This is a genomic window from Sphingomonas sp. CFBP 13720 (assembly GCF_014842075.1).
GTDB lineage: Bacteria > Pseudomonadota > Alphaproteobacteria > Sphingomonadales > Sphingomonadaceae > Sphingomonas.
Window position 1 is genome coordinate 132,880 of sequence record NZ_JACYVA010000007.1, and the last position, 23,562, is coordinate 156,441.

At 65.4% G+C, this 23,562-nt stretch carries 27 protein-coding genes and 1 tRNA gene; 14 read left to right on the plus strand and 14 right to left on the minus strand.

The window, feature by feature from the left end:
* The first annotated feature begins 5 nt into the window (after window positions 1-5).
* The 4 genes from IFT55_RS14185 to IFT55_RS14200 all read left to right on the plus strand — a co-directional run bounded on the left by IFT55_RS14185 (window position 6) and on the right by IFT55_RS14200 (window position 4,365).
* Complete coding sequence (locus IFT55_RS14185; protein WP_192092996.1) at window positions 6-1,028, plus strand: ferritin-like domain-containing protein; 1,023 nt, start codon at window positions 6-8, stop codon at window positions 1,026-1,028.
* Window positions 1,029-1,044: 16 nt separating this feature from the next.
* The gene (locus IFT55_RS14190) at window positions 1,045-2,055 is read left to right on the plus strand and encodes a ferritin-like domain-containing protein (protein ID WP_192092997.1); all 1,011 of its coding nucleotides are present in this window, start codon (window positions 1,045-1,047) and stop codon (window positions 2,053-2,055) included.
* 104 nt (window positions 2,056-2,159) lie between these two features.
* On the plus strand, window positions 2,160-3,416 hold the full coding sequence (locus tag IFT55_RS14195; RefSeq protein ID WP_342029321.1) for an Nramp family divalent metal transporter: 1,257 nt from the start codon (window positions 2,160-2,162) through the stop codon (window positions 3,414-3,416).
* Window positions 3,417-3,420: 4 nt separating this feature from the next.
* Window positions 3,421-4,365 carry an NAD(P)H-dependent flavin oxidoreductase gene (locus tag IFT55_RS14200; RefSeq protein ID WP_192092998.1) on the plus strand — a complete coding sequence of 315 codons (945 nt, stop codon included), beginning with the start codon at window positions 3,421-3,423 and terminating at the stop codon, window positions 4,363-4,365.
* Between the two features lie 145 nt (window positions 4,366-4,510).
* Here IFT55_RS14200 and IFT55_RS14205 read toward each other — a convergent pair whose 3' ends face one another.
* Together IFT55_RS14205 and IFT55_RS14210 are read right to left on the minus strand one after the other, a co-directional pair.
* Window positions 4,511-4,948, minus strand: coding sequence for a DUF1465 family protein (locus IFT55_RS14205; RefSeq protein WP_249403838.1), 438 nt, complete (start codon window positions 4,946-4,948; stop codon window positions 4,511-4,513).
* 105 nt (window positions 4,949-5,053) lie between these two features.
* Window positions 5,054-5,251 carry a YdcH family protein gene (locus IFT55_RS14210; protein WP_192093000.1) on the minus strand — a complete coding sequence of 66 codons (198 nt, stop codon included), beginning with the start codon at window positions 5,249-5,251 and terminating at the stop codon, window positions 5,054-5,056.
* Between IFT55_RS14210 and IFT55_RS14215 the strand changes: the two genes are divergently transcribed.
* The gene (locus IFT55_RS14215) at window positions 5,201-5,356 is read left to right on the plus strand and encodes a hypothetical protein (RefSeq protein ID WP_192093048.1); all 156 of its coding nucleotides are present in this window, start codon (window positions 5,201-5,203) and stop codon (window positions 5,354-5,356) included. The genes IFT55_RS14210 and IFT55_RS14215 overlap by 51 nt on opposite strands.
* A 46-nt stretch (window positions 5,357-5,402) precedes the next feature.
* The gene (locus IFT55_RS14220; protein ID WP_192093001.1) at window positions 5,403-5,558 is read left to right on the plus strand and encodes a YdcH family protein; all 156 of its coding nucleotides are present in this window, start codon (window positions 5,403-5,405) and stop codon (window positions 5,556-5,558) included.
* A 309-nt stretch (window positions 5,559-5,867) separates the two neighbouring features.
* On the opposite strand, the gene IFT55_RS14225 is transcribed toward IFT55_RS14220, so the two are convergent.
* The 4 genes from IFT55_RS14225 to IFT55_RS14240 all read right to left on the minus strand — a co-directional run bounded on the left by IFT55_RS14225 (window position 5,868) and on the right by IFT55_RS14240 (window position 8,490).
* Window positions 5,868-6,224, minus strand: coding sequence for a PilZ domain-containing protein (locus IFT55_RS14225; protein WP_192093002.1), 357 nt, complete (start codon window positions 6,222-6,224; stop codon window positions 5,868-5,870).
* Window positions 6,225-6,292: 68 nt separating this feature from the next.
* The gene (gene dksA, locus IFT55_RS14230; protein ID WP_192093003.1) at window positions 6,293-6,757 is read right to left on the minus strand and encodes an RNA polymerase-binding protein DksA; all 465 of its coding nucleotides are present in this window, start codon (window positions 6,755-6,757) and stop codon (window positions 6,293-6,295) included.
* A 46-nt stretch (window positions 6,758-6,803) separates the two neighbouring features.
* Window positions 6,804-7,814: a hypothetical protein gene (locus IFT55_RS14235; RefSeq protein ID WP_192093004.1), complete on the minus strand. Its 1,011-nt coding sequence runs from the start codon at window positions 7,812-7,814 to the stop codon at window positions 6,804-6,806.
* Between the two features lie 223 nt (window positions 7,815-8,037).
* Complete coding sequence (locus IFT55_RS14240) at window positions 8,038-8,490, minus strand: host attachment family protein (RefSeq protein ID WP_192093047.1); 453 nt, start codon at window positions 8,488-8,490, stop codon at window positions 8,038-8,040.
* A 92-nt stretch (window positions 8,491-8,582) separates the two neighbouring features.
* Here IFT55_RS14240 and serS point away from each other — a divergent pair, with 92 nt between their 5' ends.
* From serS to rimO, 5 genes are read left to right on the plus strand one after another with little or no spacing between them, the layout of a single operon-like run.
* The gene (gene serS, locus IFT55_RS14245) at window positions 8,583-9,857 is read left to right on the plus strand and encodes a serine--tRNA ligase (RefSeq protein WP_192093005.1); all 1,275 of its coding nucleotides are present in this window, start codon (window positions 8,583-8,585) and stop codon (window positions 9,855-9,857) included.
* A 57-nt stretch (window positions 9,858-9,914) separates the two neighbouring features.
* Window positions 9,915-11,003: a M23 family metallopeptidase gene (locus IFT55_RS14250; protein WP_192093006.1), complete on the plus strand. Its 1,089-nt coding sequence runs from the start codon at window positions 9,915-9,917 to the stop codon at window positions 11,001-11,003.
* On the plus strand, window positions 11,000-12,010 hold the full coding sequence (locus tag IFT55_RS14255) for a potassium channel family protein (protein WP_192093007.1): 1,011 nt from the start codon (window positions 11,000-11,002) through the stop codon (window positions 12,008-12,010). Before IFT55_RS14250 ends, IFT55_RS14255 begins: the two co-directional genes overlap by 4 nt.
* Window positions 12,010-12,354, plus strand: a complete 345-nt coding sequence (locus IFT55_RS14260; RefSeq protein ID WP_192093008.1) for a DMT family protein — start codon at window positions 12,010-12,012, stop codon at window positions 12,352-12,354. The genes IFT55_RS14255 and IFT55_RS14260 overlap by 1 nt, the downstream gene beginning before the upstream one ends.
* 53 nt (window positions 12,355-12,407) lie before the next feature.
* Complete coding sequence (gene rimO, locus IFT55_RS14265; protein WP_192093009.1) at window positions 12,408-13,745, plus strand: 30S ribosomal protein S12 methylthiotransferase RimO; 1,338 nt, start codon at window positions 12,408-12,410, stop codon at window positions 13,743-13,745.
* A 76-nt stretch (window positions 13,746-13,821) separates the two neighbouring features.
* Here rimO and IFT55_RS14270 read toward each other — a convergent pair whose 3' ends face one another.
* The 7 genes from IFT55_RS14270 to IFT55_RS14300 all read right to left on the minus strand — a co-directional run bounded on the left by IFT55_RS14270 (window position 13,822) and on the right by IFT55_RS14300 (window position 21,013).
* Entirely contained in the window at window positions 13,822-14,988 is a 1,167-nt protein-coding gene (locus IFT55_RS14270; RefSeq protein WP_192093010.1) for a calcium:proton antiporter, read from the minus strand.
* Between the two features lie 67 nt (window positions 14,989-15,055).
* Complete coding sequence (locus IFT55_RS14275) at window positions 15,056-15,754, minus strand: HAD family hydrolase (protein ID WP_192093011.1); 699 nt, start codon at window positions 15,752-15,754, stop codon at window positions 15,056-15,058.
* 159 nt (window positions 15,755-15,913) lie between these two features.
* Entirely contained in the window at window positions 15,914-17,179 is a 1,266-nt protein-coding gene (gene clpX, locus IFT55_RS14280) for an ATP-dependent Clp protease ATP-binding subunit ClpX (RefSeq protein WP_192093012.1), read from the minus strand.
* Window positions 17,180-17,321: 142 nt separating this feature from the next.
* Entirely contained in the window at window positions 17,322-17,951 is a 630-nt protein-coding gene (locus IFT55_RS14285; RefSeq protein ID WP_192093013.1) for an ATP-dependent Clp protease proteolytic subunit, read from the minus strand.
* A gap of 84 nt (window positions 17,952-18,035) precedes the next feature.
* The gene (locus tag IFT55_RS14290; RefSeq protein ID WP_192093014.1) at window positions 18,036-19,007 is read right to left on the minus strand and encodes a glycosyltransferase family 2 protein; all 972 of its coding nucleotides are present in this window, start codon (window positions 19,005-19,007) and stop codon (window positions 18,036-18,038) included.
* A gap of 239 nt (window positions 19,008-19,246) precedes the next feature.
* Window positions 19,247-20,860 carry a trigger factor gene (gene tig / locus IFT55_RS14295; protein WP_192093015.1) on the minus strand — a complete coding sequence of 538 codons (1,614 nt, stop codon included), beginning with the start codon at window positions 20,858-20,860 and terminating at the stop codon, window positions 19,247-19,249.
* A gap of 68 nt (window positions 20,861-20,928) precedes the next feature.
* Window positions 20,929-21,013 (minus strand) — tRNA-Leu (locus IFT55_RS14300).
* A gap of 138 nt (window positions 21,014-21,151) precedes the next feature.
* Here IFT55_RS14300 and IFT55_RS14305 point away from each other — a divergent pair.
* The 3 genes from IFT55_RS14305 to IFT55_RS14315 all read left to right on the plus strand — a co-directional run bounded on the left by IFT55_RS14305 (window position 21,152) and on the right by IFT55_RS14315 (window position 22,021).
* Complete coding sequence (locus IFT55_RS14305; protein WP_192093016.1) at window positions 21,152-21,388, plus strand: hypothetical protein; 237 nt, start codon at window positions 21,152-21,154, stop codon at window positions 21,386-21,388.
* The gene (locus IFT55_RS14310; RefSeq protein WP_192093017.1) at window positions 21,385-21,603 is read left to right on the plus strand and encodes a hypothetical protein; all 219 of its coding nucleotides are present in this window, start codon (window positions 21,385-21,387) and stop codon (window positions 21,601-21,603) included. Before IFT55_RS14305 ends, IFT55_RS14310 begins: the two co-directional genes overlap by 4 nt.
* An 82-nt stretch (window positions 21,604-21,685) precedes the next feature.
* Entirely contained in the window at window positions 21,686-22,021 is a 336-nt protein-coding gene (locus tag IFT55_RS14315; RefSeq protein WP_192093018.1) for a DUF3060 domain-containing protein, read from the plus strand.
* 66 nt (window positions 22,022-22,087) lie between these two features.
* Here IFT55_RS14315 and gatB read toward each other — a convergent pair whose 3' ends face one another.
* Window positions 22,088-23,557: an Asp-tRNA(Asn)/Glu-tRNA(Gln) amidotransferase subunit GatB gene (gatB, locus tag IFT55_RS14320; RefSeq protein ID WP_192093019.1), complete on the minus strand. Its 1,470-nt coding sequence runs from the start codon at window positions 23,555-23,557 to the stop codon at window positions 22,088-22,090.
* Window positions 23,558-23,562: the final 5 nt, after the last annotated feature.

The following is a 23,562-nucleotide window of genomic DNA, read 5'->3' on the forward strand; positions in this document are numbered from 1 at the left end:
GGTGGATGACCGACGAGACACAGATTGCCGACGCCTTCGACAGCCGGGTACGGCGTCGTGAGGAACGCCGCGACTTCTTCCGTGCGTTCGGCGCGGCGGCTGCAGTAGGTGGCGGGCTGGCGCTGGCGTCGTGTGGCGGCGGGGACGACGATGTCGCGCCGACGCCTTCTCCCACCCCGACCGGTACGGGAACCGCGACAGCTACACCGACCGCGACGCCGACCCCCACCCCGTCCAACCGGTTCAGCGATGTCGATGTGCTGAACTTCGCGCTGAACCTCGAATATCTCGAAGCGCAATTCTATCTGTTCGCCGCGACGGGGGTCGGGTTGCCCACGACGCTCCTCGCGGGGCCGACCGGCACGACGCCCGGCGCGGTGACGGGGGGACGGAAGGCGAATCTCACCGATCCGGTGATCGCCAACTACGCCCGCGAAATCGCGCAGGACGAACGCGCACATGTCGAATTCCTGCGCAATGCGATCGGCGCTACCGTCATCGCGCAGCCCGCGATCGATATCGGCGCCACCGCGACCAGCGCCTTCTCCAACGCGGCGCGCGCCGCCGGACTGATCGGCGCGGGCGCGGCGTTCGATCCCTATGCCAATGACGAAAACTTCCTGATCGCCGCTTACCTGTTCGAGGATGTCGGCGTTACCGCGTACAAGGGTGCGGCGGTCGAGATCGCCAGCCCGGTGGTGTTGCAGGCAGCCGCCGGCATCCTCGCCACCGAGGCCTATCATGCCGCGATGATCCGTACCGCGCTTTATACCAAGGGACTGATCGACGCGACCGAGGCAATTTCCACCGCGCGCGACAGCCTCGACGGATCGAGCGACCTCGATCAGGGCGTGCGGCCGATCGGCGACCGGTCGAACATCGCCCCGCTGGACGCCAACGGCATCGCATTCGGCCGGACGCCTGAACAGGTGCTCAACATCGTCTATCTCAACCGCCTCGCCGTCACGACCGGCGGATTCTTTCCGGCCGGCGTCAACGGCGTCATCAAGACCAGCGCAGCGAACTGAGCCAGGAGCGGCCCTCATGAACACCGAAACGATCCTGCACGCGCTCGACGCCTGCGACGCCCGCCGCGCCCATCGCCGCGACTTCCTGCGCGCTGCCGGCGGCGTGTCCGCCGCCGTGGCCGGTGCCTCGCTGTTGGCCGCGTGCGGCGGTGGCGACGACAATGATCCCGCGCCCACCCCTACCCCGACGCCCACGCCGACGGTCAGCCCGACCGCGACGCCGACCCCGGCGACCGATGCCGACGTGCTGAATTTCGCGCTGAACCTCGAATATCTCGAAGCGCAATTCTATTCCTTCGCCACGACGGGCGCGAGCCTGCCGAACGATTTGCTCACCGGCACCGGTGCGCAGGGTGCGGCGACCGGTGGGCAGCAGGTGACGTTCGACGATCCGCTGGTCGGGCAATATGCGCGCGAAATCGCCGCCGACGAACGTGCCCATGTCGCGTTCCTGCGCAGCGCGATCGGTGCGACGGTCGCGGCGCAGCCCGCAATCGACCTCGGCTTCGCTGCGACCAGCGCGTTTTCGAACGCGGCGCGTGCGGCGGGCCTCATCACCGGTGCAACGGCGTCGTTCAACCCGTATCTGAACGACCAGAATTTCCTGTTGGGCGCGTTCCTGTTTGAGGATGTCGGCGTCACCGCCTATCGCGGTGCGATCGGGTTCCTGACGAACAAGACCTATATCGACGCCGCCGCCGGTATCCACGCCGCCGAAGCCTATCACGCAGGGCTGATCCGGTCGGTGCTGTATAACAAGGGCATCGCCACCCCGGCAGTGATCGATGCGACCGAGGCGATTTCCAAGGCACGCGACGATCTGGACGGGGTGCTCGATCAGGATCAGGGGGTTCGGCCCGCCAACGACGCGTCGAACATCGTGCCGACCGACGGCACCGGCCTGACCTTTGCCCGTGCGCCGGCGTCGGTGCTCAACATCCTGTACCTGAACCGCGCATCGGTGTCGGCCGGCGGGTTCTTCCCGGCGGGCCTTAACAGCCTGCTCAAGACCAGCGCCGCAAACTGACGCTTCCGCCGCCCAAGGGGACCGCCGCCATCGTACCGCCCGCCGCCCCCGATGCCGCGACCGAACGCCGCCCCAGCCTGCCGGGATCGTTCCGTACGATCGCGGTGCCGAGCGGCGGCGGACAGTTCTGGCGCAAGTTCGGGGCGTTCGCCGGCCCCGGCTATCTCGTCGCGGTCGGGTATATGGACCCGGGCAACTGGGCGACCGACATCGCCGGGGGATCGACGTTCGGCTATACGCTGTTGTCGGTCATCCTGTTGTCGAACATCATGGCGATGGTGCTGCAATCGCTGTCGGCCAAGCTGGGCATCGTCACCGGGCTGGATCTGGCGCAGGCGTGCCGTGAATATTACCCCAAACCGGTACGCTGGGTGCTGTGGGCGTTGTGCGAGCTGGCGATCATCGCGTGCGACCTGGCCGAGGTGATCGGTACGGCCATCGCGCTGCAATTGCTGTTCGGCATTCCGTTGGTGATCGGGGTGTGCGTTACGGCGGTGGATGTGATGCTGATATTGCTGTTGCAGCAATATGGGTTCCGTAAGCTGGAAGCGTTCATCGTTGCGCTGTTGATCGTGATCGCGGGCTGTTTCGCGGTCGAGCTGTTCCTTGCCCAGCCATCGCTGGCGGGGATCGCGCGCGGGCTGATCCCAACGACCGAGATCGTGACCAATCCCGCGATGCTGTACATCGCGATCGGAATCCTCGGTGCGACGGTGATGCCGCACAACCTGTATCTGCATAGCTCGATCGTGCAGACGCGCAGCTTCGAGCGCACGAACGAGGGTCGGCGCGAAGCGGTGAAGATGGCGACGATCGACAGTTCGGTCGCGTTGATGCTGGCGCTGTTCATCAACGGATCGATCCTGATCCTTGCCGCCGCAGCGTTCCATACCGCCGGGCGGACCGACGTCGCCGAAATACAGGACGCGTATCAGTTGCTTACGCCGATGCTGGGCGCGGGCGCGGCGAGCATCCTGTTCGCGGTGGCGTTGCTGGCATCGGGACAGAATTCGACGATCACCGGCACGCTGGCCGGACAGATCGTGATGGAAGGGTTCCTGAACCTGCGCCTGCCCGCGTGGCTGCGGCGGATCGTGACGCGGTTGATCGCGATCGTGCCGGCGGTCGTCGTCGCCAGCCTGTATGGCGAAAGCGGTACGGCACGGCTGTTGATCGGCAGCCAGGTGGTGTTGAGCCTGCAACTGCCGTTCGCGGTCTATCCATTGGTACGCTTCACCGGCGACCGGGCAAAGATGGGGATGTTCGCCAACGGACCGTTACTGGCGGGATCCGCGTGGATCATCTGCGGCGCGGTGATCGTGCTCAATTCGGTGCTGCTGTATCAGGTGGTGACGGGGTAGCCGCATGGCGCTCCCGCCCCTGTTCGACCATCTGACGGTGCCGGTCGTCGCGGCCCCGCTGTTCATCGTTTCCGGGCCGGAAATGGTCATCGCCCAATGTACGGCGGGGATCGTCGGATCGTTTCCCGCGCTCAACGCCCGGCCGCAGTCGCTGCTCGATGAATGGCTGCACCGGATCACCGAAGCGCTCGCGGCGCACGACCGCGCCCATCCCGATCGACCCGCCGCACCGTATGCGGTCAACCAGATCGTGCACCGGTCGAACGCACGGCTGGATGTGGACATGGCGGTATGTGCGAAGTGGCGGGTGCCGATCGTCATCACGTCGCTGGGCGCACGGGAGGATGTGAACCGCGCGGTCGCGGACTGGGGCGGCATCACACTGCACGATGTGATCGACGACCGGTTCGCGCACAAGGCGGTCGAGAAGGGCGCGGACGGGCTGATCCTCGTCTGCGCCGGTGCTGGCGGTCATGCCGGACGGCTGAACCCCTTCGCGTTCACGCAAGAGGTCCGGCAATGGTATGACGGCCCGGTCGCGCTGTCGGGTGCGATCGCGCATGGCGGCGCGGTGCTGGCGGCGCAGGCGATGGGCGCGGACCTCGCCTATATCGGATCGCCGTTCATCGCGACGGCGGAGGCGAACGCGACCCAAGCCTACAAGCAGGCGGTGGTCGACGGACGCGCCGCCGATATCGTCAACAGCAACCTGTTCACCGGGGTGCACGGCAATTACCTGCGCGCATCGATCGTGGCGGCGGGGCTGGACCCCGACGCGCTGCCCGAAAGCGACCCGTCCGCGATGGATTTCGGCGGCGGAGCAAAGGCGTGGAAGGATATCTGGGGATCGGGTCAGGGTATCGGTGCGGTCGATGCCGTAGTGGAGGCCAAAGACCGGATCGCGCAAATTGCGGGTGAGTATCGGGCCGCTCGGGCGCGGCTCGGCTGAATCTACGCCATCCCCGTGAAGGCGATCGACGCTGAGATGGTGACGCGCCGCAGACGATGGTTCGGCGTAATCCGTAGTGCAGAGGACGGACGGCAGGCGCGCCAAACCGCCATTCTCTGACCGTCAGGACGGAATGTCGATCGGCCTACAGCCGTCGCGTCAGTTGATCGAGCATCGCGCGGGCCGGACTGGCAGCGGGGGGGGCGTCCTGCGCCAGATCGATCAGCTCGACCCGCCGATGCAGATCGATGCTGGCGAGAATTAGCGTCCGCGCCGTGACGGGCATCCCGTCCAGCACCGCTGGATCGGTCGGCATCGCGTCGCCCAGCATCCGCACCGGGTCGCGCATGGCATCTGCTGCGATCTCGCCCGAGTCGATTGCACGCTGCGTCAGCAGCCATGCGATGACGTGCATCAGGCGAGTCGTTACCTTCAACGATTCGCATGAAAAGACGACACGCTCGAGCGGCCCCAGCATCGCGCGTTCGTCGCGGACGCCATCGTCGAAATATCCGCGCGCTTCGTCCGCCAGCAGCATCGCTTCGCTGTACAGCGCATCGAGCAGCCGCCGACGAAGGGCCATTGCCCCGTCCAGCATGTGCATGCCGCCTTGTGTCACGTAAATAACGCAAGCGAAACGGCTAATTCGGGGCGCCCGGCGGCGGACTGTCCCCGTATGCGACGGCCGTCAGGCGATGATGTCGGGGATCAACTGGTCCTCGACCGATGCAATTTCGTCGCGCAATCGCAGCTTGCGGCGTTTGAGCCGGGCCAGTTGCAGCTGATCGGTAGAAGCCGATGCGATCAGCGCCGCGATCGAGTCGTCGAGATCGCGGTGTTCGATCCGCATGATCCCGAGGCGTTGTTCAAGATCCGAATCATCCATCGCGATGCACTGTCGCCCGACAGCGTCCTGCTGGCAACGGCCCGGCATCTATTTTTGCACGCCACGTCGAATATCGTCGAGCGCCGGGCGACATCGTGCGTTTGATGTGTTGTACTCCGTATCCCGTCAACGAAGCAGGAAGGACGCATCCATGCAGACTGCCCACCTCGTAGCACTTGAAGCGAAACACGCCACGCTCGACCGCCAGATCGCGCTCGAGGCCCAGCGGCCATCGCCCGACCAGAATGTGCTGTCGTCGCTCAAGAAGCGAAAGCTGGCAGTGAAGCAGGAGATGACGGAGCAATAGCCGCGTCGCGCGGGGCCGTTAGCGGCCCCGTGCCATGACAGCAGGCTGGTGGTGCTACAACGCACACGGCGAAAGCTGCCTTCAACGCGGTTTGGGCTGAACATAACCGACGCCTTCCGCATACCAATGTTGCGGAGTTGACCGTCGCCCTTACTGGTCGGCTCGACCGGTTTGGGGTGCTACACCCGTCCGCAAATCGGTTCGCGAGGATTAGAACCGGACGTCGTAGCGCAACGGTCAGGCCAGGCTGATTGCCGATAACTTTGGGCTTTACGAAGCGGCGCTCTCTCGGCGGATATCGCTCTGACGTCAGTCGTTCTCGGCCCTGCGTGCACCTGCATTCTGCACGTCGCGCGGATCGATTTCCTGATCGAACGCGATGCCGACGCGACCGTCGGTCGCCCATGCAATACGGCCGGAAACCTTGCCGATGCCGCGCAGTTCGATCTCGACCGGCGTGCCGCGCGGCGAGAAGGTCGGATGCTCCGCCATCAGTCCGCCGGCCGACAGGTTGCGGATGCGCACGGCCACCGCCTGCGGTTCGTCCCCTTCCCGCAGCATGGCGTTCAGGATCAGGCTGTCCCGCGCCTTCCGGTCGACCAGCGACCGCCCGTTCCGATCGTCTTCCGCCGTCGCCCGGAACGGTTCGATATCGATACTATCCATCCGGCCTGCCCGTTCTTCAATACAAGGGTTCGGCTATAGGCCGGCAAACGTCGCCAAACCGTTAACCGCTATTCTTCACGCGATACGCGTTCCTGCCGTTCGTGACGGCTCTGCGCCTCGACCGTCATTGTCGCGATCGGGCGCGCTTCCAGCCGGCCGAGCGCGATCGGTTCGCCGGTGACTTCGCAAAATCCGTATTCGCCGTCGTCGATCCGACGGATCGCCGCCTCGATCTTCGAAATCAGCTTACGCTGGCGGTCGCGGGTGCGCAGCTCGATCGACCAGTCGGTCTCGCTCGACGCGCGATCGGTCAGATCGGCCTCGCGCAGCGATTCATTCTGGAGATGCGTCAGCGTCCCTTGCGACTCGCGGAGGATCGCATCCTTCCACGCCAGCAATTTCGCGCGAAAATACGCCTGCTGCCGCGGGTTCATGAAGGGCTCGTCGCCATGGGGGCGATACCCGGTGCCGTCGTCGGTTGCGGGCGGCGGCACATCGAAAGGTTGCTTCGTATCGCTCAAAACGGTTGCCATCCCCAGTCTCCACCCCGGTGGGGTTGCGCCCCTTTTTCCGCCGGGCCTATATCGGGGGCAGAGCCGCTCCACAAGCCAAACGGAACAGGGTGAGATTCGTTGGGAAGATGAGGGGCGCAGCGGCGAGCGCGCCGTCTCTTTCCGGTACGGTCCCGCCCACCGCGCGCTGGTAACGATGCGACCGGACCGATATCGGGCAAGGATCGCGGCGATTCCGGTTGAATTTTACGTTTTGTTGGTCTTGCTGGGACACGGTCTTCCGAAATGCGGCGAACGGCCATGGTTTCGGTGACGGGGAAGATTGGGACGGCATGTCGGTAAAGATGGCCCTGGCGAAACTCTGTGCCTGCGCATGCGGCGGCGCGATCATCGGCGGCGGCGCGGTGCACGTCGCCGAATCGTCGCCGCAGCGACAGATCACCAAGCGCGCGATCACCAAACGCGCCGTAACGAAGCGGGCGGTGCAGCGGGTCGCGCGCCAGCGAACCGTCCGTCGGGTCGTCACCCGCACGACCGCGACCTGCCCCCCGGCGGTGGTGACGGTCGCCAGCCAGTCCGCACCGATCCCGTTGCCGCCGCTATATGATCCCGGCGCGATGTCGGGCGGCGGAGGCTTTGGCGGCGGACCGGTCGTCGTCGGCGGCACTGGCGGCGGTGGTATCGGCGGCGGGTTCTTCGCCGGCGGCTTTTTCGGCGGCGGTGGCGGTTCGGATGGCGGGTCGAGCGGCATCATCGTGTCGTCGACATCCAGCAGCAGCGGCGGATCGACATCGACGTCGTCCGGTGGATCGTCGACCAGCACCGGCGGTGTATCCAGTACTGGCAGCACATCGTCCGCATCGGGCGGCAGCAGCGGCGACGTGTCGTCCAGCACGTCGTCCTCGACGGGCGGGAACGTGTCGACCAGTACGTCGTCCTCTTCCAGCGGGAACGTGTCGACCAGCACGTCCTCATCGTCATCGGGCAACGTGTCGACCAGCACGTCCTCATCGTCATCGGGCAACGTGTCGTCCAGCACGTCGTCCTCGTCGAACGGGTCCTCTACCTCGACCAGCACCAGCAGTTCGTCGAACGGATCGTCGAGCCACGGATGGTCGTCGAACGGCGGATGGAGTTCGAACGGCGGCAGTTCGCATGGTCATCCGCCGCCATCGTCGAGCGGCGGGCCTACGCCGGTCCCCGCCCCGCCGATGCTATTGCTGTTCGGCGGGGCGGCGGCGGTGCTGGTGTTGCGCAAGCGGCTGACGCGCAAGCCGCGCACTGCCGGTTGACGTGCCGCGTCAGGCGGCGGCGATCAGCTTCGTGATCTGATCGACCGGATGGCCGGTCAGGTCCTTGTCGAGTTCGCCGGCCAGACGATCGGCGACGGTCTTGTGGTAATGTTTGCGCAACTCGCCGAGCGTGCGTGGCGGCGCGACGACGATCAGCGATTCAAAATCGTTGGCCAGCGCGCGCCGCTTGAGCAGGTCGGCGGCGTCGGCGGCGAAGCGATCCTCGGCCTGCTGATGATAATCGGCCTCGCCCATGTTACCGCCGCCGCTGGCGAAGTTGCCGCCGCGCAACGACAATGACTGTCCGGCCGCGTCGGTCTTTTGATGACGGTCGGCGGGGTTCGCCTGCATCTGCTGATCCTCGACCACGAGGTCCGGCGCGGTTGCCGTTCCCTCGTTGCGGAAGAACAGCATCTTGCGGCCATCGGCCACCAGCACGCAGGTGTTGTGGGGTATCTGCATCATCCACTCCCTCGATTGACCCTTCGCCAACGCATCTGCGGGGCGGAGGGTTGCGACTTGCACCGCCGCACGCGCGCCGCCATAGCCCCGGCATGCACGATATCCGCCTGATCCGCGACGATCCCGCCGCCTTCGACGCAGCCCTCGCCCGCCGGGGATTCGAGCCGCGATCGGCGGCGCTGGCCGCGCTGGACGAACGTCGCCGCGCGCTTCTGACCGAGATCCAGGCGGGACAGGCGCGCCGCAACGAAGCGTCGAAGGCGATCGGCGCGGCCAAGGCGCAGCGTGACGAGGCGACCGCTGCGACGCTGATGGCCGAGGTCGCGGCGCTCAAGGAGCGGATGCCCGCGATCGAGGCGCAGGAAGCGGCACTGGGTGCGGAGCTGACCGACGCGCTGGCCGGCATTCCCAACCTGCCGCTGGCCGACGTGCCCGAAGGTGCGGACGAAGACGACAATCTGGTCGAAAAGACGGTTGGCGATCCGCCGGCCTTCGGCTTTGCAGTCCGCGAGCATGACGCGATCGGGCCGGCGATCGGGCTGGATTTCGAAACCGGGGTCAAGCTGGCGGGGGCACGCTTCACGCTGGTGCGGGGGGCGGCGGCGAAGCTGCACCGGGCATTGGGCCAATATATGCTCGACACGTTGACCGGCATTCATGGCTATGAGGAAATGGTGCCGCCGGTGCTGGTGCGCGGCGACGCGCTGTTCGGCACGGGCCAGTTGCCGAAGTTCGCCGACGACCTGTTCCGCACCACCGACGATCGCTGGCTGATCCCGACCGCCGAAGTGTCGCTGACCAACATCGTGGCAGGGCAGATATTGCCCGAGCGCGAATTGCCGCTGCGGTTCACCGCGCTGACCATGTGCTTCCGCGCGGAGGCCGGTGCGGCGGGTCGCGATACGCGCGGCTTCATCCGCCAGCACCAGTTCGAGAAGGCGGAGATGGTGTCGATCACCACCCCCGACCAGTCGGATGCCGAGCATGAGCGGATGACGCAGGCGGCGGAGGATATCCTCAACCGGCTGGGGCTGCCGTTCCGACGGATGAAGCTGTGCACCGGGGACATGGGCTTTTCGGCAGCGCGGACCTATGATCTCGAAGTATGGTTGCCCGGACAGGATCGGTATCGCGAGATTTCGAGTTGTTCGACCTGTACCGATTTCCAGGCGCGGCGGATGAATGCGCGGTTCCGGCCAGAGGGAGAGAAGGCGACGCGCTTCGTCCACACGCTCAACGGATCGGGGCTGGCAGTGGGGCGGACGCTGGTCGCGGTGGTCGAGAATCACCAGCAGGCCGATGGTTCGGTCGTGGTGCCCGACGTGCTACGGCGGTATGTGGGTGCCGAGGTGCTGACGCCGGCATAACCGGCGATGCGCGCGGCAACGGGTCCGGCGACGGGCGGAACCGGTACGGGAGGCGGAATGCGGGCGGCAGCGGCATATGGCGTGACGGTGGCGTTGGGCGGATTGCTGGCGGGATGTATCCCGCCCGGTGCCGATCGCGTCGACCCTGCCACCCCGCGACCACATGCCCCCCGCCCTGCCCAGGCCGCGCCCGGCACGCCGCCCGCGACCGAGCAGAAGGGCGACGGCGTCACCGCGTTACCGTCCCCGCCGCCCGCGTGGGAAGCGCGGCGCGTGGTCGCGGATGCGCGGATCGTGCCGTCCGACAGCTATCTCGTGATGCGCGGCGACACGCTTCGCGGCATCGCGGAACGCACCGGGGCCGGATCGGAAGCGATCGCACGCGCCAATGGCCTCGTGCCGCCCTTCACGATTCGCGCAGGACAGCGGCTGGCGATCCCTGGTGGGCGCTATCATGCGGTGCGCGAGGGGCAGACCGGCATCGCCATCGCCCGCGCCTATGGCGTCGACTGGAGCCGGATCGTCACCGCCAACGCGTTGGCCGACCCGTTCATCCTGCGCACCGGACAGCGTATCCTGATCCCCGGCGATGCCGTGCCGCGATCGGCGGCCGAACGGGCGGCGGCGTTCCGGCTGGATATCGACGACATCCTGACCGGCGGCGAACCGGCGATCGCGGTCGACGAGCGTCCCGCGCGCGCCACCCAGTCGCCGCGCCGCGTGCTGCCATCCACCGCCGCCGTCGCGCCGCCGCCCGCCACATCGCCCGGCCGGTTCGGCTGGCCGGTCGACGGGCGCGTGCTCAAACGGTTCGGCGCGGGCGACAGCGGCGAGCGCAACGACGGCATCAAGATCGCGGTGCCTGTCGACACGCCGATCCTTGCCGCCGCCGACGGCACCGTCGCCTATGTCGGGACCGGCGTTCCCGGGCTGGGTGGCGTGGTGATTATCCGGCACGGCGGTGGGCTGACCACCGTCTACGGCCATGCCAACCAGTTGCTCGTCCAGCGTGGTCAGGCGATCAAACAAGGGCAGAAGATCGCGCTGTCGGGCGATTCGGGCTATGCCGATCGGCCGCAGCTGCATTTCGAACTGCGATCGGGCCGGACGCCGGTCGATCCGCTCACCCGCCTGCCCCGCCGATGAGAACGCGCGCACCCCGCGCGATCCTGCGCCAGTCGTCGCCCTTACCGGTCTGGGCATCGATCCTGTGGCGGGTAGTCGCGGTGCTGACGCTGGTCGGGATCGCGGTCGCGGTCCACTGGTTCGATCGCGACGGCCTGCGCGATAATTATGACGGGCAGGTCAGTTTTGCCGACGTCATCTATTTCACGATGATATCGATCACGACCACCGGCTATGGCGACATCGCGCCGGTGACGGAGCGGGCGCGGTTGTTCGATGCGCTGATCGTCACGCCGATCCGGGTGTTCGTCGTGCTGCTGTTCATCGGCACGACGTATCAATTCGTCCTTCGACGCAGATGGGAACGTTGGCGCATGGCACTTCTTCAGGACAAGCTGACGGGGCATATCGTCGTCGCCGGGTTCGGCAAGACCGGGTCGGAAGCCGTCGACGAGTTGATCGCACGCGGCGAGGACCCGCGCCGGATCGTGGTGATCGACCGCGACGAACCGGATATCACCCGTGCCGCCGCGCTGGGCTGTATCGTGTTGCAGGCGGACGCGACGCGCGACACGACGCTGGCGGACGTCCGCGTCGCGGCGGCGCGCGCGCTGATCGTCGCAACCGGGCGCGACGACACGTCGGTGCTGGTGACGCTGACCGCGCGCCATCTGGCACCCGACGTGCCGATCAGCGTCATCGTGAAGGCGGCGGACAATGAATTCCCGGCGCGTGCGGCCGGCGCGACGACCGTCATCAACCCCGTCAGCTTCGCTGGGCTGCTGCTCGCCGGATCGTGTCGCGGACCGCATATCGCTGACTATCTTCTCGACCTGGCATCGATCGGGGGACCGGTGGCGCTCAACGAACGCAAGGTCCGGCCCGAAGAGGTCGGACGCCCGTTGTCGGCCATCGCCACCGGCCTTGGCGTCCGGGTGTATCGTGGCGACGGGAAATATAGGTTCGACGCCCCCGAAGTGAACCAATTGTGCGACGGCGACACCATCGTCGAAATCGTGACGAAGTGATGCCCGACGCCGCGCGCCTGTGGCCGATCCTGCTGCTGGTCGCGTCGAACGTCTTCATGACCTTCGCATGGTACGGTCATCTGAAATATCGCGGCGCGCCGATCCTGATCGTGATCCTTGCCAGCTGGGGCATCGCGTTCTTCGAATATTGCCTTGCCGTGCCCGCCAACCGCATCGGCGCGGGCGTCTATTCGGCGGCGCAGCTCAAGGGGATGCAGGAGGTCATCACGCTGACGATCTTCGCCGGGTTCTCGGTACTGTATCTGGGCCAGCGGATCACGACCAACCATCTGATCGGCTTCGGACTGATCGCAGCAGGCGCGTTCTTCCTGTTCCGCGACTGATCGGGCGGGGCGGCTGGATTTTTCCGCGAAAATCGCTATCTGCCGGAGCGATCATGGCAACCAGACTTCCTTCGCCCCCCCGAGTGGGGATGGTTTCGCTCGGCTGTCCGAAGAACCTCGTCGACAGCGAACGCATCCTGACCAAGCTGCGCAGCGACGGCTATGCCATGTCGCCCGACTATGCCGGGGCGGACGTGGTGCTGGTCAACACCTGCGGCTTTCTGGATTCAGCGAAGGAAGAGTCGCTGGAAGCGATAGGCGAGGCGATCGCGGAGAACGGGCGCGTCATCGTCACCGGTTGTATGGGACAGGAAGCGGACACGATCCGCGCCCGGTTCCCGCAGGTCTTGGCCGTCACCGGCGCGCACCAGTATGAACAGGTAGTCGAAGCGGTACACGCCGCCGCGCCGCCGATCCCGTCGCCCTTCATCGATCTGGTGCCCGAAAGCGGGCTGAAGCTGACGCCGCGGCATTACAGCTATCTGAAGATTTCCGAAGGCTGCAACCACCGCTGCTCGTTCTGCATCATCCCATCGATTCGTGGCGATCTGGCCAGCCGGCGACCCGATGCGATCCTGCGTGAAGCCGAAAAGCTGGTCGCGGCGGGGACCAAGGAACTGCTGGTGATCAGCCAGGACACGTCGGCGTACGGCGTCGACCTGCGCCATGCCACATGGCCGCTGAAGGGCGGTGGTGAAGTCCGCGCGCACATGACCGACCTTGCCCGCGAACTGGGCCGGATCGCGCCGTGGGTGCGGCTGCATTACGTCTATCCCTATCCCCATGTGGACAAGGTCGTGCCGTTGATGGCCGAAGGGCTGGTGCTGCCGTATCTCGACATTCCGTTCCAGCACGCGTCGCCGAACGTCCTGAAGGCGATGAAGCGGCCGGCGAACGACGCCAAGGTGCTGGAACGGCTGCGCGGTTGGCGCGAAGTGTGCCCCGACATCGCGATCCGTTCGTCGTTCGTCGTCGGCTTTCCGGGCGAGACGGAAGCGGACTTCCAGTATCTGCTCGACTGGCTGGACGAAGCGCAACTCGACCGGGTCGGCGCGTTCCGGTTCGAACCGGTCGAGGGTGCGGCGGCCAATGCATTGCCAGATCCGGTGCCGGAAGCGGTCAAGGAAGAACGCTATGCCCGGATCATGGAGAAGACCGCCGCCATCTCCGCCGCGAAACTGGCGGCGAAGATAGGGCGGACGATCGACGTCATCATCGACGAGGTCGGCGACGAAGGCGGCGCGACCGGCCGCAGCAAGGCCGACGCACCGGGGATCGACGGCGAGGTGTTCCTGCGCGATGCCGGACATCTGGCGCAGGGCGATATCGTCGCGGTCGAGATCGAGGATGCGGACGAACACGATTTGTACGGGGTGCCGGTCGCGGGTTGAACGGTCCGGGCGGCCAACCCGCCCGGACCATTCGCGGCGGTTAAGCCGTGACTCGCGTATCGGCTCCCCGTCGGGGTTACGGTACGACGGTAATGAACAGATAGGCCGCGAAGATTGTCAGGTGGACGATGCCGGCCAGCACCGTCGTCCGCCCGTTGCCCAGCGTCAGCGTCGCCACCAATAACGACAGCGCGAACAACACGGTCGACTTGGCATCGATGCCCAGTGACAACGGCCATCCCATCACCAGCGACACGATCGCCACGCTGGGGATGGTCAGGCCGATCGTGGCCAGCGCCGACCCCATGGCGAGGTTCAGGCTGGTCTGAAGCCGATCCTTGCGGGCGGCTTTCACGGCGGCAAGGCTCTCGGGCGCAAGGACCAGTCCGGCGATCAGGATGCCGACGACGGTCAGCGGAAGTCCGGCGCCGAGCACCGCCGCCTCGATCGTCGGCGACAGATCCTTGGCCAACAGCACCACGCCGACGAGCGCTATCAACAGCACCCCGAACGCGATCCACGCCGTACGCGCTTCAGGCGGTTCGGCATGTGCGTCTTTGGGCAACGCACCGTCGACCGCCGGCAGGAAATAATCGCGGTGGCGCACCGTCTGCACCATGACGAACGTCGCGTAGAGAATGAGCGAGACGACCGCGACGAACGTCAACTGCGATGGCGACAATGTCGGCCCGGCGATCGTGGACGTGTAGTTCGGCAGAACGAGCGACAGCACTGCCATCGCCGCCAGCACCGACAGCGCAGCACTGACGCCGCGCAGGACGAACCGTTGCTCGTGATGGCGCAGGCCACCGACCAACAGGCAGATTCCGACGATGAAGTTCAGGATGATCATGATCGCGGCGAACACGGTATCGCGCGCCAGCGTGGCGACATCGCCCGATCCCGACAGCATCAGCGATACGATCAGCGACACTTCGATCACCGTCACGGCGACCGCGAGTACCAGCGTGCCGAACGGCTCACCGACCTTGTGCGCGACGACCTCGGCATGATGGACCGCCGCGATGACGCACCCGATCATGACCGCTGCGGCCGCGACCGTGCCGATGCCGCTCGATTTGGCGAGGTTCAGCAGGATGGCGATCAGCCCCAACACCGGAATCACCAGCGACCATAGGGGAAGCGCGGTGCGATCAAGCAACGCACGTTTCGCGGCGGGGGTTACGACGGTTTCGCCTTGTTCGGCCGCTACGGTTGCCTGTCCGTCGTCTGCGCTGGTCATCCTGACTCCTCGATCGTTACGCTAAAGCAATGCACGGGCGTTCGGATGGGTCCGGGCGACGCCGGATTTATCCGCCGATCGTGTCGATCCAATCGGGCAGCGCGGCCAGATCGGGCAGGCGGCGGAAACGCGGATGGTCGTGCGGGTCCTGCCCCGCCTCGTGCGCCCAAGCCCCTTTCTGTGGAATATGCGCCGCCCACGCACCCGCCGCGAGCGCAGGCAATACATCTGACCGCATCGAATCGCCCGCCATCACCGCGCGTTCAGCGGCGACGCCGTATCGGGCGAACAGGCGGGTGAAAGTCGCTTCGGTCTTGTCGCTGACGATCTCCACGCCCGCGAACCGGTCGCCTAGCCCCGATGCGGCCAGCTTGGCTTCCTGATGCAACAGGTCGCCTTTCGTCACCAGCACCAGCCGCCCGCGCGCCGCCAGCGCGTCCATCGTCGCTTCGATCCCGTGCAACAGTTCGACGGGATGGGCGAGCAGGCGGCGACCGGCGGCAAGAATGTCGGCGATGACGCCCGCAGGCAGGCGCTCGCCGCCGAGTTCGATCGCGGTCTCGATCATCGACAGCGTGAACCCCTTGGCCCCATAGCCGTAGAGGCGGAGATTGCGCATCTCGCATGCTTCGAGCGTTTGATGCGCGACGTCGGCGGACACGAACGGTCGCAGCATCGCTGTGAATGCCGCCTGCGCCTCATGGAAATGACGCATATTGTGCCAGAGCGTATCGTCGGCATCGAGGCAGATCAGGTCGATGGGCATGGTGGTCGGCTCGTCGGATGATGGTGGAACGGGCGGCGGCGCTTCGGCGAAGCACGGTCTTCTACCCATGCTTACCGCAGCACTTGTGCGCGGAAAGCCCCGAACGAAAAAGGGCGCCGGTCGCCCGACGCCCTTCCGATCATGGTATCGTCGCCCGGATCAGGCGGCGTCGCCGGTCTTCTGTTTTTCGGCATAGACGCGCACCGGTTCCTTGCGCCCCTCGATCACGTCCTTGTCGACCACTACCTCGTCCACGCCATCCATCGACGGCAGGTCGAACATCGTATCGAGCAGGATGCCTTCGAGGATCGAGCGCAGGCCACGCGCGCCGGTCTTGCGTTCGATCGCCTTCTTCGACACCGACACCAGCGCCTCGTCGTTGAAGCCGAGCTTCACGCCCTCCATGTCGAACAGCTTCTGATACTGCTTGACCAGCGCGTTCTTCGGTTCGGTCAGGATCTTGATGAGCGCCGACACGTCGAGGTCTTCCAGCGTGGCGATCACCGGCAGACGACCGACGAATTCCGGGATCAGGCCGAACTTGAGCAGATCCTCCGGCTCGGTCTGACGCAGTATCTCGCCGGTGCGGCGTTCCTCCGGTGCGGCGACATAGGCACCGAAGCCGATCGACTTGCCCTGCAACCGGTCGGCGATGATCTTTTCGAGACCCGAAAAGGCACCGCCGCAGATGAACAGGATGTTCGTCGTGTCGACCTGCAGGAATTCCTGCTGCGGATGCTTGCGCCCGCCCTGTGGCGGCACCGACGCGGTGGTGCCCTCCATCAGCTTGAGCAGCGCCTGCTGCACACCCTCACCCGATACGTCGCGCGTGATCGACGGGTTTTCGGCCTTGCGGCTGATCTTGTCGATCTCGTCGATGTACACGATCCCGCGCTGCGCGCGCTCGACATTATAGTCGGACGCCTGGAGCAGCTTCAGGATGATGTTCTCGACATCCTCACCGACATAGCCGGCTTCGGTCAGCGTCGTGGCATCGGCCATGGTGAACGGCACGTCGAGGATGCGCGCCAGCGTCTGCGCCAGCAACGTCTTGCCGCAACCTGTCGGCCCGACGAGCAGGATGTTCGACTTCGCGAGTTCGACGTCCGCGCCCTTCTGACCGTAATTCAACCGCTTATAGTGGTTGTGAACCGCGACCGACAGCACGCGCTTGGCCTGCTTCTGTCCAATCACATAATCGTCGAGCACGTTGCAGATTTCCTGCGGCGCGGGAACGCCGCCGTCCTTCTTGGCGACCAGTGCCGACTTCGTCTCCTCACGGATGATGTCGTTGCACAGTTCGACGCATTCGTCGCAGATGAACACGGTCGGCCCCGCGATCAGCTTGCGCACCTCATGCTGCGACTTGCCGCAGAACGAGCAGTACAGGGTGCTCTTGGAGTCGCCGCCGCTGAGCTTCGTCATTCAAATCATCTCCCGCGCCATATGGACGCGTCTTTCCGCCTGACAGGATACACGCAGGCTACCATCCGGCAATCCGATAAATACTACCCTTCGACACCCGCAGCGTCGCCGCCGGACACGGCGACGCTGCGGATCACGCAGGTCAGGTCGGCGACGTCGTGTCTTCGGCAGCGCCGGGACGCTTGTCGAACACCTGGTCCACCAGACCGAATTCCTTGGCTTCGTCCGCTTCGAGGAACGTGTCGCGGTCCATCGCCCGTTCGATCACGTCCAGCGGCTTGCCGGTATATTTCGCATACAGGTCGTTCATCCGGCGACGGATGCGCAGGATTTCCTTGGCCTGGATTTCGATATCCGATGCCATGCCCTGTGCCCCGCCCGACGGCTGATGCACCATGATCCGCGCGTTGGTCAGCGCGACGCGCATGCCCGGTTCACCCGACGCGAGCAGGAAACTGCCCATCGACGCTGCCTGACCGATGCAGACCGTTCCGACGCGCGGACGGATATACTGCATCGTGTCGTGGATCGCCATGCCGGCCGTCACCACCCCGCCCGGCGAGTTGATGTACATCCAGATGTCCTTCTTCGGATTTTCCGATTCGAGGAACAGCAGCTGCGCGGTGATGAGCGAGGCCATCTGGTCCTCGACTCCGCCCGTCACGAAAACGATGCGTTCGCGCAGCAGGCGCGAAAAGATGTCGAAGCTGCGCTCGCCACGACTCGATTGTTCGATGACGATGGGGACGAGGCCGTCGTGAATGTCCTGCATTGGGTTCCCGCTAGTAGATTTCGATGCCCTACATCGGCGCTCGGGCAAGGGTACGCAAGGGGCGAAACGGTCGGGCGCCTTGCCCTACACGGTCCGCGGTGCAGCGGTTTCGGGGGTTGGCCGCGCGGCCGCGCCCCCGCCCGGCGCCGGATGCGCGAGATAGGCCAGCCGCCGCATCTCACGCCGCCCGCGCACGACGGTGTCGAGAATCAGTCCACTGAACAGGCACAGCGAGGCGAGAAGGACGAGACCGGTGGCCAGAATGGCGGTCGGAAAACGCGGCACCAGCCCCGTATCGACATAGGTGATCGCCAACGGGATCGCGAGGATCACCGCCACCAGCGCAAGCAGCAGCCCGATCGCACCGAAGAACCACAATGGCCGTTCGATGCGGTAGAGCGTGGCGATGGTGCGCGCGATGCGGAAGCCGTCGCCATAGGTCGACAGTTTCGATTCGGACCCCTCCGGCCGGGCGAAATACCGGGTGGCGACCTCCGCGACCGGCATGCGCAGTTCCAGCGCGTGGACGCTGATCTCCGTCTCGATCTCGAACCCCGCCGATAATGACGGAAAGCTTTTGACGAACCGCCGCGAAAACACGCGATAGCCCGACAGGATATCGGTGAAGCTGCGCCCGAACAGCCGGGACAACATGCCCGTCAGCATCGCGTTGCCGAAACGATGCCCGCGACGATAGGCGAGCGCCGCGTCGCTCACGCGTTGACCGACCACCATGTCGAGTTGTTCATCGATCAACCGGTCGACCAGCGCAGGTGCGGCCTGAGGATCGTAGGTCGCGTCCCCGTCGGCCATGATATAAATGTCGGCGTCGACGTCGGCGAACATCCGCCGCACGACCGCACCCTTCCCCTGAATCCGTTCGGTTCGCACCACCGCGCCCGCTGCACGCGCGAACTCCACCGTCCGATCCGACGAGTTGTTGTCATAGACATAGACCGTCGCACCGGGGAGCGAAGCGTGAAACCCCGCAACGGTCGCCGCGATCGCAGCTTCCTCGTTGTAGCAGGGCAGCAGTACAGCAACGGTGATGGTCATAGCTGCTTGAGTTAGCGTCTTAATGCCGGAAGGCAACATCGAAGCAGGGCAAGCAGGAATACTTGCCGCCCCGGAACGAGACCGGACCGGCTTCATCCGGTGAGCGGGGATGCAAGGTGGCCCGGAACATCGGACCGCTACCGCGTCGGATGTTGCCCGAGTACCCTGCCAGAACGAACGAACCGCCCGCTTCCAACGGAAACGGGCGGTTCGATCATCGTCGGAACGGGGCGGAAAGATCAGTCTTCGCTGGTCTCTGCCTCGACCTTCTTCTTTGCACGCGGCTTCTTTGCCGGGGCTGCGTCCGCCGTCGCCGGCTCCGCATCGCCGTCGACCGGCTCGGCCTTTTTGGCGGGCGCCTTCTTCGTCGCTGCCTTCTTCTTGGGTGCCTCGGCTTCCGCCGACGCATCCGCTGCGGCAGGTTCGATGTCCTTTGCGGTCACCGGCGTCGCGTCGTCAGCGTGGTTGTGGCTGTGGTCGTGGTCGTGATTGCAATCGGGGCCATGGACGTGCGGCACCGCGCCTTCCTCGCTCTCGATCTCGGCTTCCAGTTCCTCGCGCGTCACTTCACGATCGGTGATCTCCGCCTTGCCGAACAGGAAGTCGACGACCTTGTCTTCATACAGCGGCGCACGCAGCTGGGCAGCCGCCATCGGCTCCTGCTGGACATACTGCATGAAGCGCTGGCGATCCTCGGGACCATATTGCTGCGCGGCCTGTGCGATCAGACGCTGCATTTCCTGCTGTGTCACCTCGACGCCGTTCGCCTGACCGATCTCCGACAGGAGCAGGCCCAGACGGACGCGGCGCACCGCGATCTGGCGGTAATCGTCGCGCTCAGCTTCCAGTTCGGCGCGTGCCGCTTCCGGGTCGGCTTCATGGCCGGCTTCATGCTGCAACTGTGCCCAGATCTGTTCGAATTCGGCTTCGACCATCGACGGCGGTACGTCGAAGTCGTGGCCGGCGGCCAGCTGATCCAGAAGCTTGCGCTTCATATGCGTGCGGGTCAGGCCGTTCAGTTCCTGCTCGACCTGTCCCTTGAGCAGGCCACGCAGCTGTTCGAGGCTTTCGAGGCCCAGCGACTTGGCAAATTCGTCGTCCGGCGCGCCTTCGGCCGCGACCTTCACCGCAGTGATCTTCAGGTCGAACGTTGCCGCCTTCCCCTTCAGGTTTTCGGCCTGATAGTCGTCCGGGAAATTCACGTTGATCTGCTTCTCGTCGCCGACCTTGACGCCGACCAACTGGTCCTCGAAGCCGGGGATCAGGCGACCCGATCCGATTTCGATCGACATTGCTTCACCGGTGCCGCCGTCGAATGCCACGCCGTCGACCTTGCCGACAAAATCCATCACGACCAGATCACCGGTCGCGGCCTCGTGGCCCTCCGGCGCGTCGTCATGACGCTTGTTGTTCGAGGCGAGCTGTTCCAGCTGCGCGTCGACGACGGCGTCGTCGGCAGGAACGGTCAGCCGCTCCAGCTTCAGATCATCGATCGCGGGTGCCGGCACGTCGGGCAGCACTTCCAGTTCGACCCGGATCGACGCGTCCTGGCCCGCCTCGTACTCGCCGTCGAGCGACACCTGCGGTGCGGTGGCCGGACGCAGCTTCTGCTGCGCGATCAGCGTCTGGATGCCGTCCTGGATCGAGCTGTTCAGCGCGTCCTGTGCCAGCGCCGGACCATGCATCTTGCGGATCAGGTTGGCCGGCACCTTGCCGGGACGAAAGCCGGGCATCTTCACGGTCGGCGCGACGCGCTTTACCTCGGCCTCGACCTTGGCGTCGATATCCGCGGCGGCGATGGTGAGCGTATAGGCGCGCTTGAGGCCCTCGTTCAACGTCTCGACAGTCTGCATTCTCAAGGCTTTCGTCAAAGGAATCGAATGGAAGCGGCTCCAGCGTCGACGAAGCGTCGGCGGTGTGCTGGTGCGGGCGAAGGGAGTCGAACCCCCACATCTTTCGATACTGGAACCTAAATCCAGCGCGTCTACCAGTTCCGCCACGCCCGCCGAGCGGACACCGCCGGCACGGGCGCGTCTATAGCAGGCACGCGCGTCGGGGCAAGCCGCCACGCATCGCAGCTTGCGCGACGGCCCGCAACCCCGGCGGCGGACGGGCGTTGGACCCCGACAAGGAGATGCGATCCCATGCCCGTCGAACCACCGATTCCCGCAGAGACCCCCGCCCCCGATCCCGGCGTAGCGCCCGTTACGCCACCGCCGGAACAGCCCGTGCCGCAGACCGAACCGGGCCAGCCGACCGCACCGCCCCCGGAAATCGACGTGCCCGGCCCGGATATCGACATCCCCAGTCCCCAGCCGTTCGGCGATCCCGGTGTGACGCCGGTGCCCGGACAACCTGTCATGGAAGGAACCCCGTCATGAGCGACCGCGACCGCAGCCCCCATCCCGACAGCGTTCCCGACGCCGACACCGACCGCCGGAGCGATATCGAACAGGCGGTCGATGCCGTGAACGGCGATGTGGAGCGTGCAGGGACCGATGCTGGTGCGACGTCGCCGACCGATCCGGTCGAACCGGCGGGCAGCGCCGGTGGGTCGGGCGGCGTCGTCCGCAATCAGGAAGGCGACGGCCAGTAAGGCTCGACTCCGTTCGCTGGTCCGGCTTTGCCGGGCCGGCGAACACCGCTATCCCGTGGGTGAACGTCATAGGAGCAGCGATTTGCGATCGATCCCGACCATTGCCGCCGTGATGCTTCTGGCAACGCACGTCCTCGCGCAATCCGATTTCGGCGATGCCGGCGAAACGTCCGAACTGGACTGCGACGGCGGTGTCGCGACCATTTCCGATGCAAGCAATATCATGCGGGTCACCGGCCGCTGTACCCAGTTGGTAATCGAGGGAGCCGGAAACCGGGTCGAAGTCGATCTGGCAGCGAAAGGTGCGATCCGCATTACCGGTGCCAGCAATCAGGTTGTATGGACGACCCCGGATGGCAGCAAGGCACGGGTCAGCGTCACCGGCCCGGGTAACCGGGTGTATCAACGCCGCCGCTGATCCCGTGGACGACCGTCCCGTGCTACGCCCCGCCGCCGTTGGCGATCGGCGCGTAGCAGCGCGCAATCAGTCGAGCGCCTTTTTCAGCAGTTCGTTGACCACGCCGGGATTAGCCTTGCCGCCCATCGCCTTCATCGTCTGTCCGACGAAAAATCCGAACAGCTTGTCCTTGCCGCCGCGATAATCCGTGACCTTGTCCGCGTTCTTCGCCATCACATCGGCAATGACCGCCTCAATCGCGCCGGTGTCGCTGGTCTGCTTCAGACCACGTTCCTCGACGATCGCACCAGCATCCTGTCCGGTTTCCAGCATGATCTCGAACACTTGTTTGGACAACGTGCCCGACAGCGTGCCATCGGCGACGAGCCGGAGCAGTTCTGCACCCTGCGCAGGCGACACCGGGCTGTCCTCGATGCTCTTCCCAAGCCGGTTCAGCGCACCATACAGGTCGGATATCAACCAGTTAGCGGCAGACTTTGCGGCAACATCCGAACCGCATTCGGCCAGCAGCGCTTCGAACCAACGGGCGGTTTCGACTTCGGCGGTCAATACCGCGGCATTGTACGGCGACAGGCCCAGATCGCCCTCGTACCGCGTGCGCTTGGCATCGGGCAGTTCGGGCAGCGAATCGCGACATTCGGCGAGGAATGCGTCGTCGAGTTCGAGCGGCAGCAGGTCGGGATCGGGGAAGTAGCGATAGTCGTGGGCATCTTCCTTCGACCGCATCGACCGGGTGACGCTCTTGTCGGGGTCGAACAGGCGGGTTTCCTGAACGATGCGACCGCCATCCTCCAGCACCTCGACCTGCCGCTTCGCCTCATATTCGATCGTCGCCATCACGAACCGCACCGAATTCACGTTCTTCGTTTCGGTGCGCGTGCCGAATTCGTCCCCCGGACGGCGGACCGACACGTTGACGTCGGCACGCATCGACCCTTCTTCCATATTGCCGTCGCACGACCCGACATAGCGCAGGATCGTGCGCAGCTTGCGGACATAGGCACCTGCTTCGGCGGGTGAACGCATGTCGGGGCGGCTGACGATTTCCATCAGCGCCACACCCGACCGGTTCAGGTCGACATAGGACCGGGTCGGATGCTGGTCGTGGATCAGCTTGCCGGCATCCTGTTCGACGTGGATACGCTCGATCCCGATCGCCTTCGTCGTGTCATCGACTTCGATATCGATCGAACCTTCGCCGACAAGCGGATGATAAAGCTGGGAAATCTGATATCCCTGCGGCAAATCGGCATAAAAATAATTCTTGCGGTCGAACCGCGACCATTTGTTGATCTGCGCGTCGATCGCCATGCCGGTGCGCACCGCCTGACGGATACATTCGCGGTTCGGCGTGGGCAGCATGCCCGGCATCGCGGCGTCGACCAGCGACACCTGCGTGTTCGGCTCCGCACCGAACGCGGTCGCCGCGCCGGAGAACAGCTTGGCATTCGACGTGATCTGGGCATGGACTTCTAGCCCGATCACGACTTCCCAGTCGCCGGTCGCGCCACGGATGCGGTAGGTGGATTCGGTCATTGTCA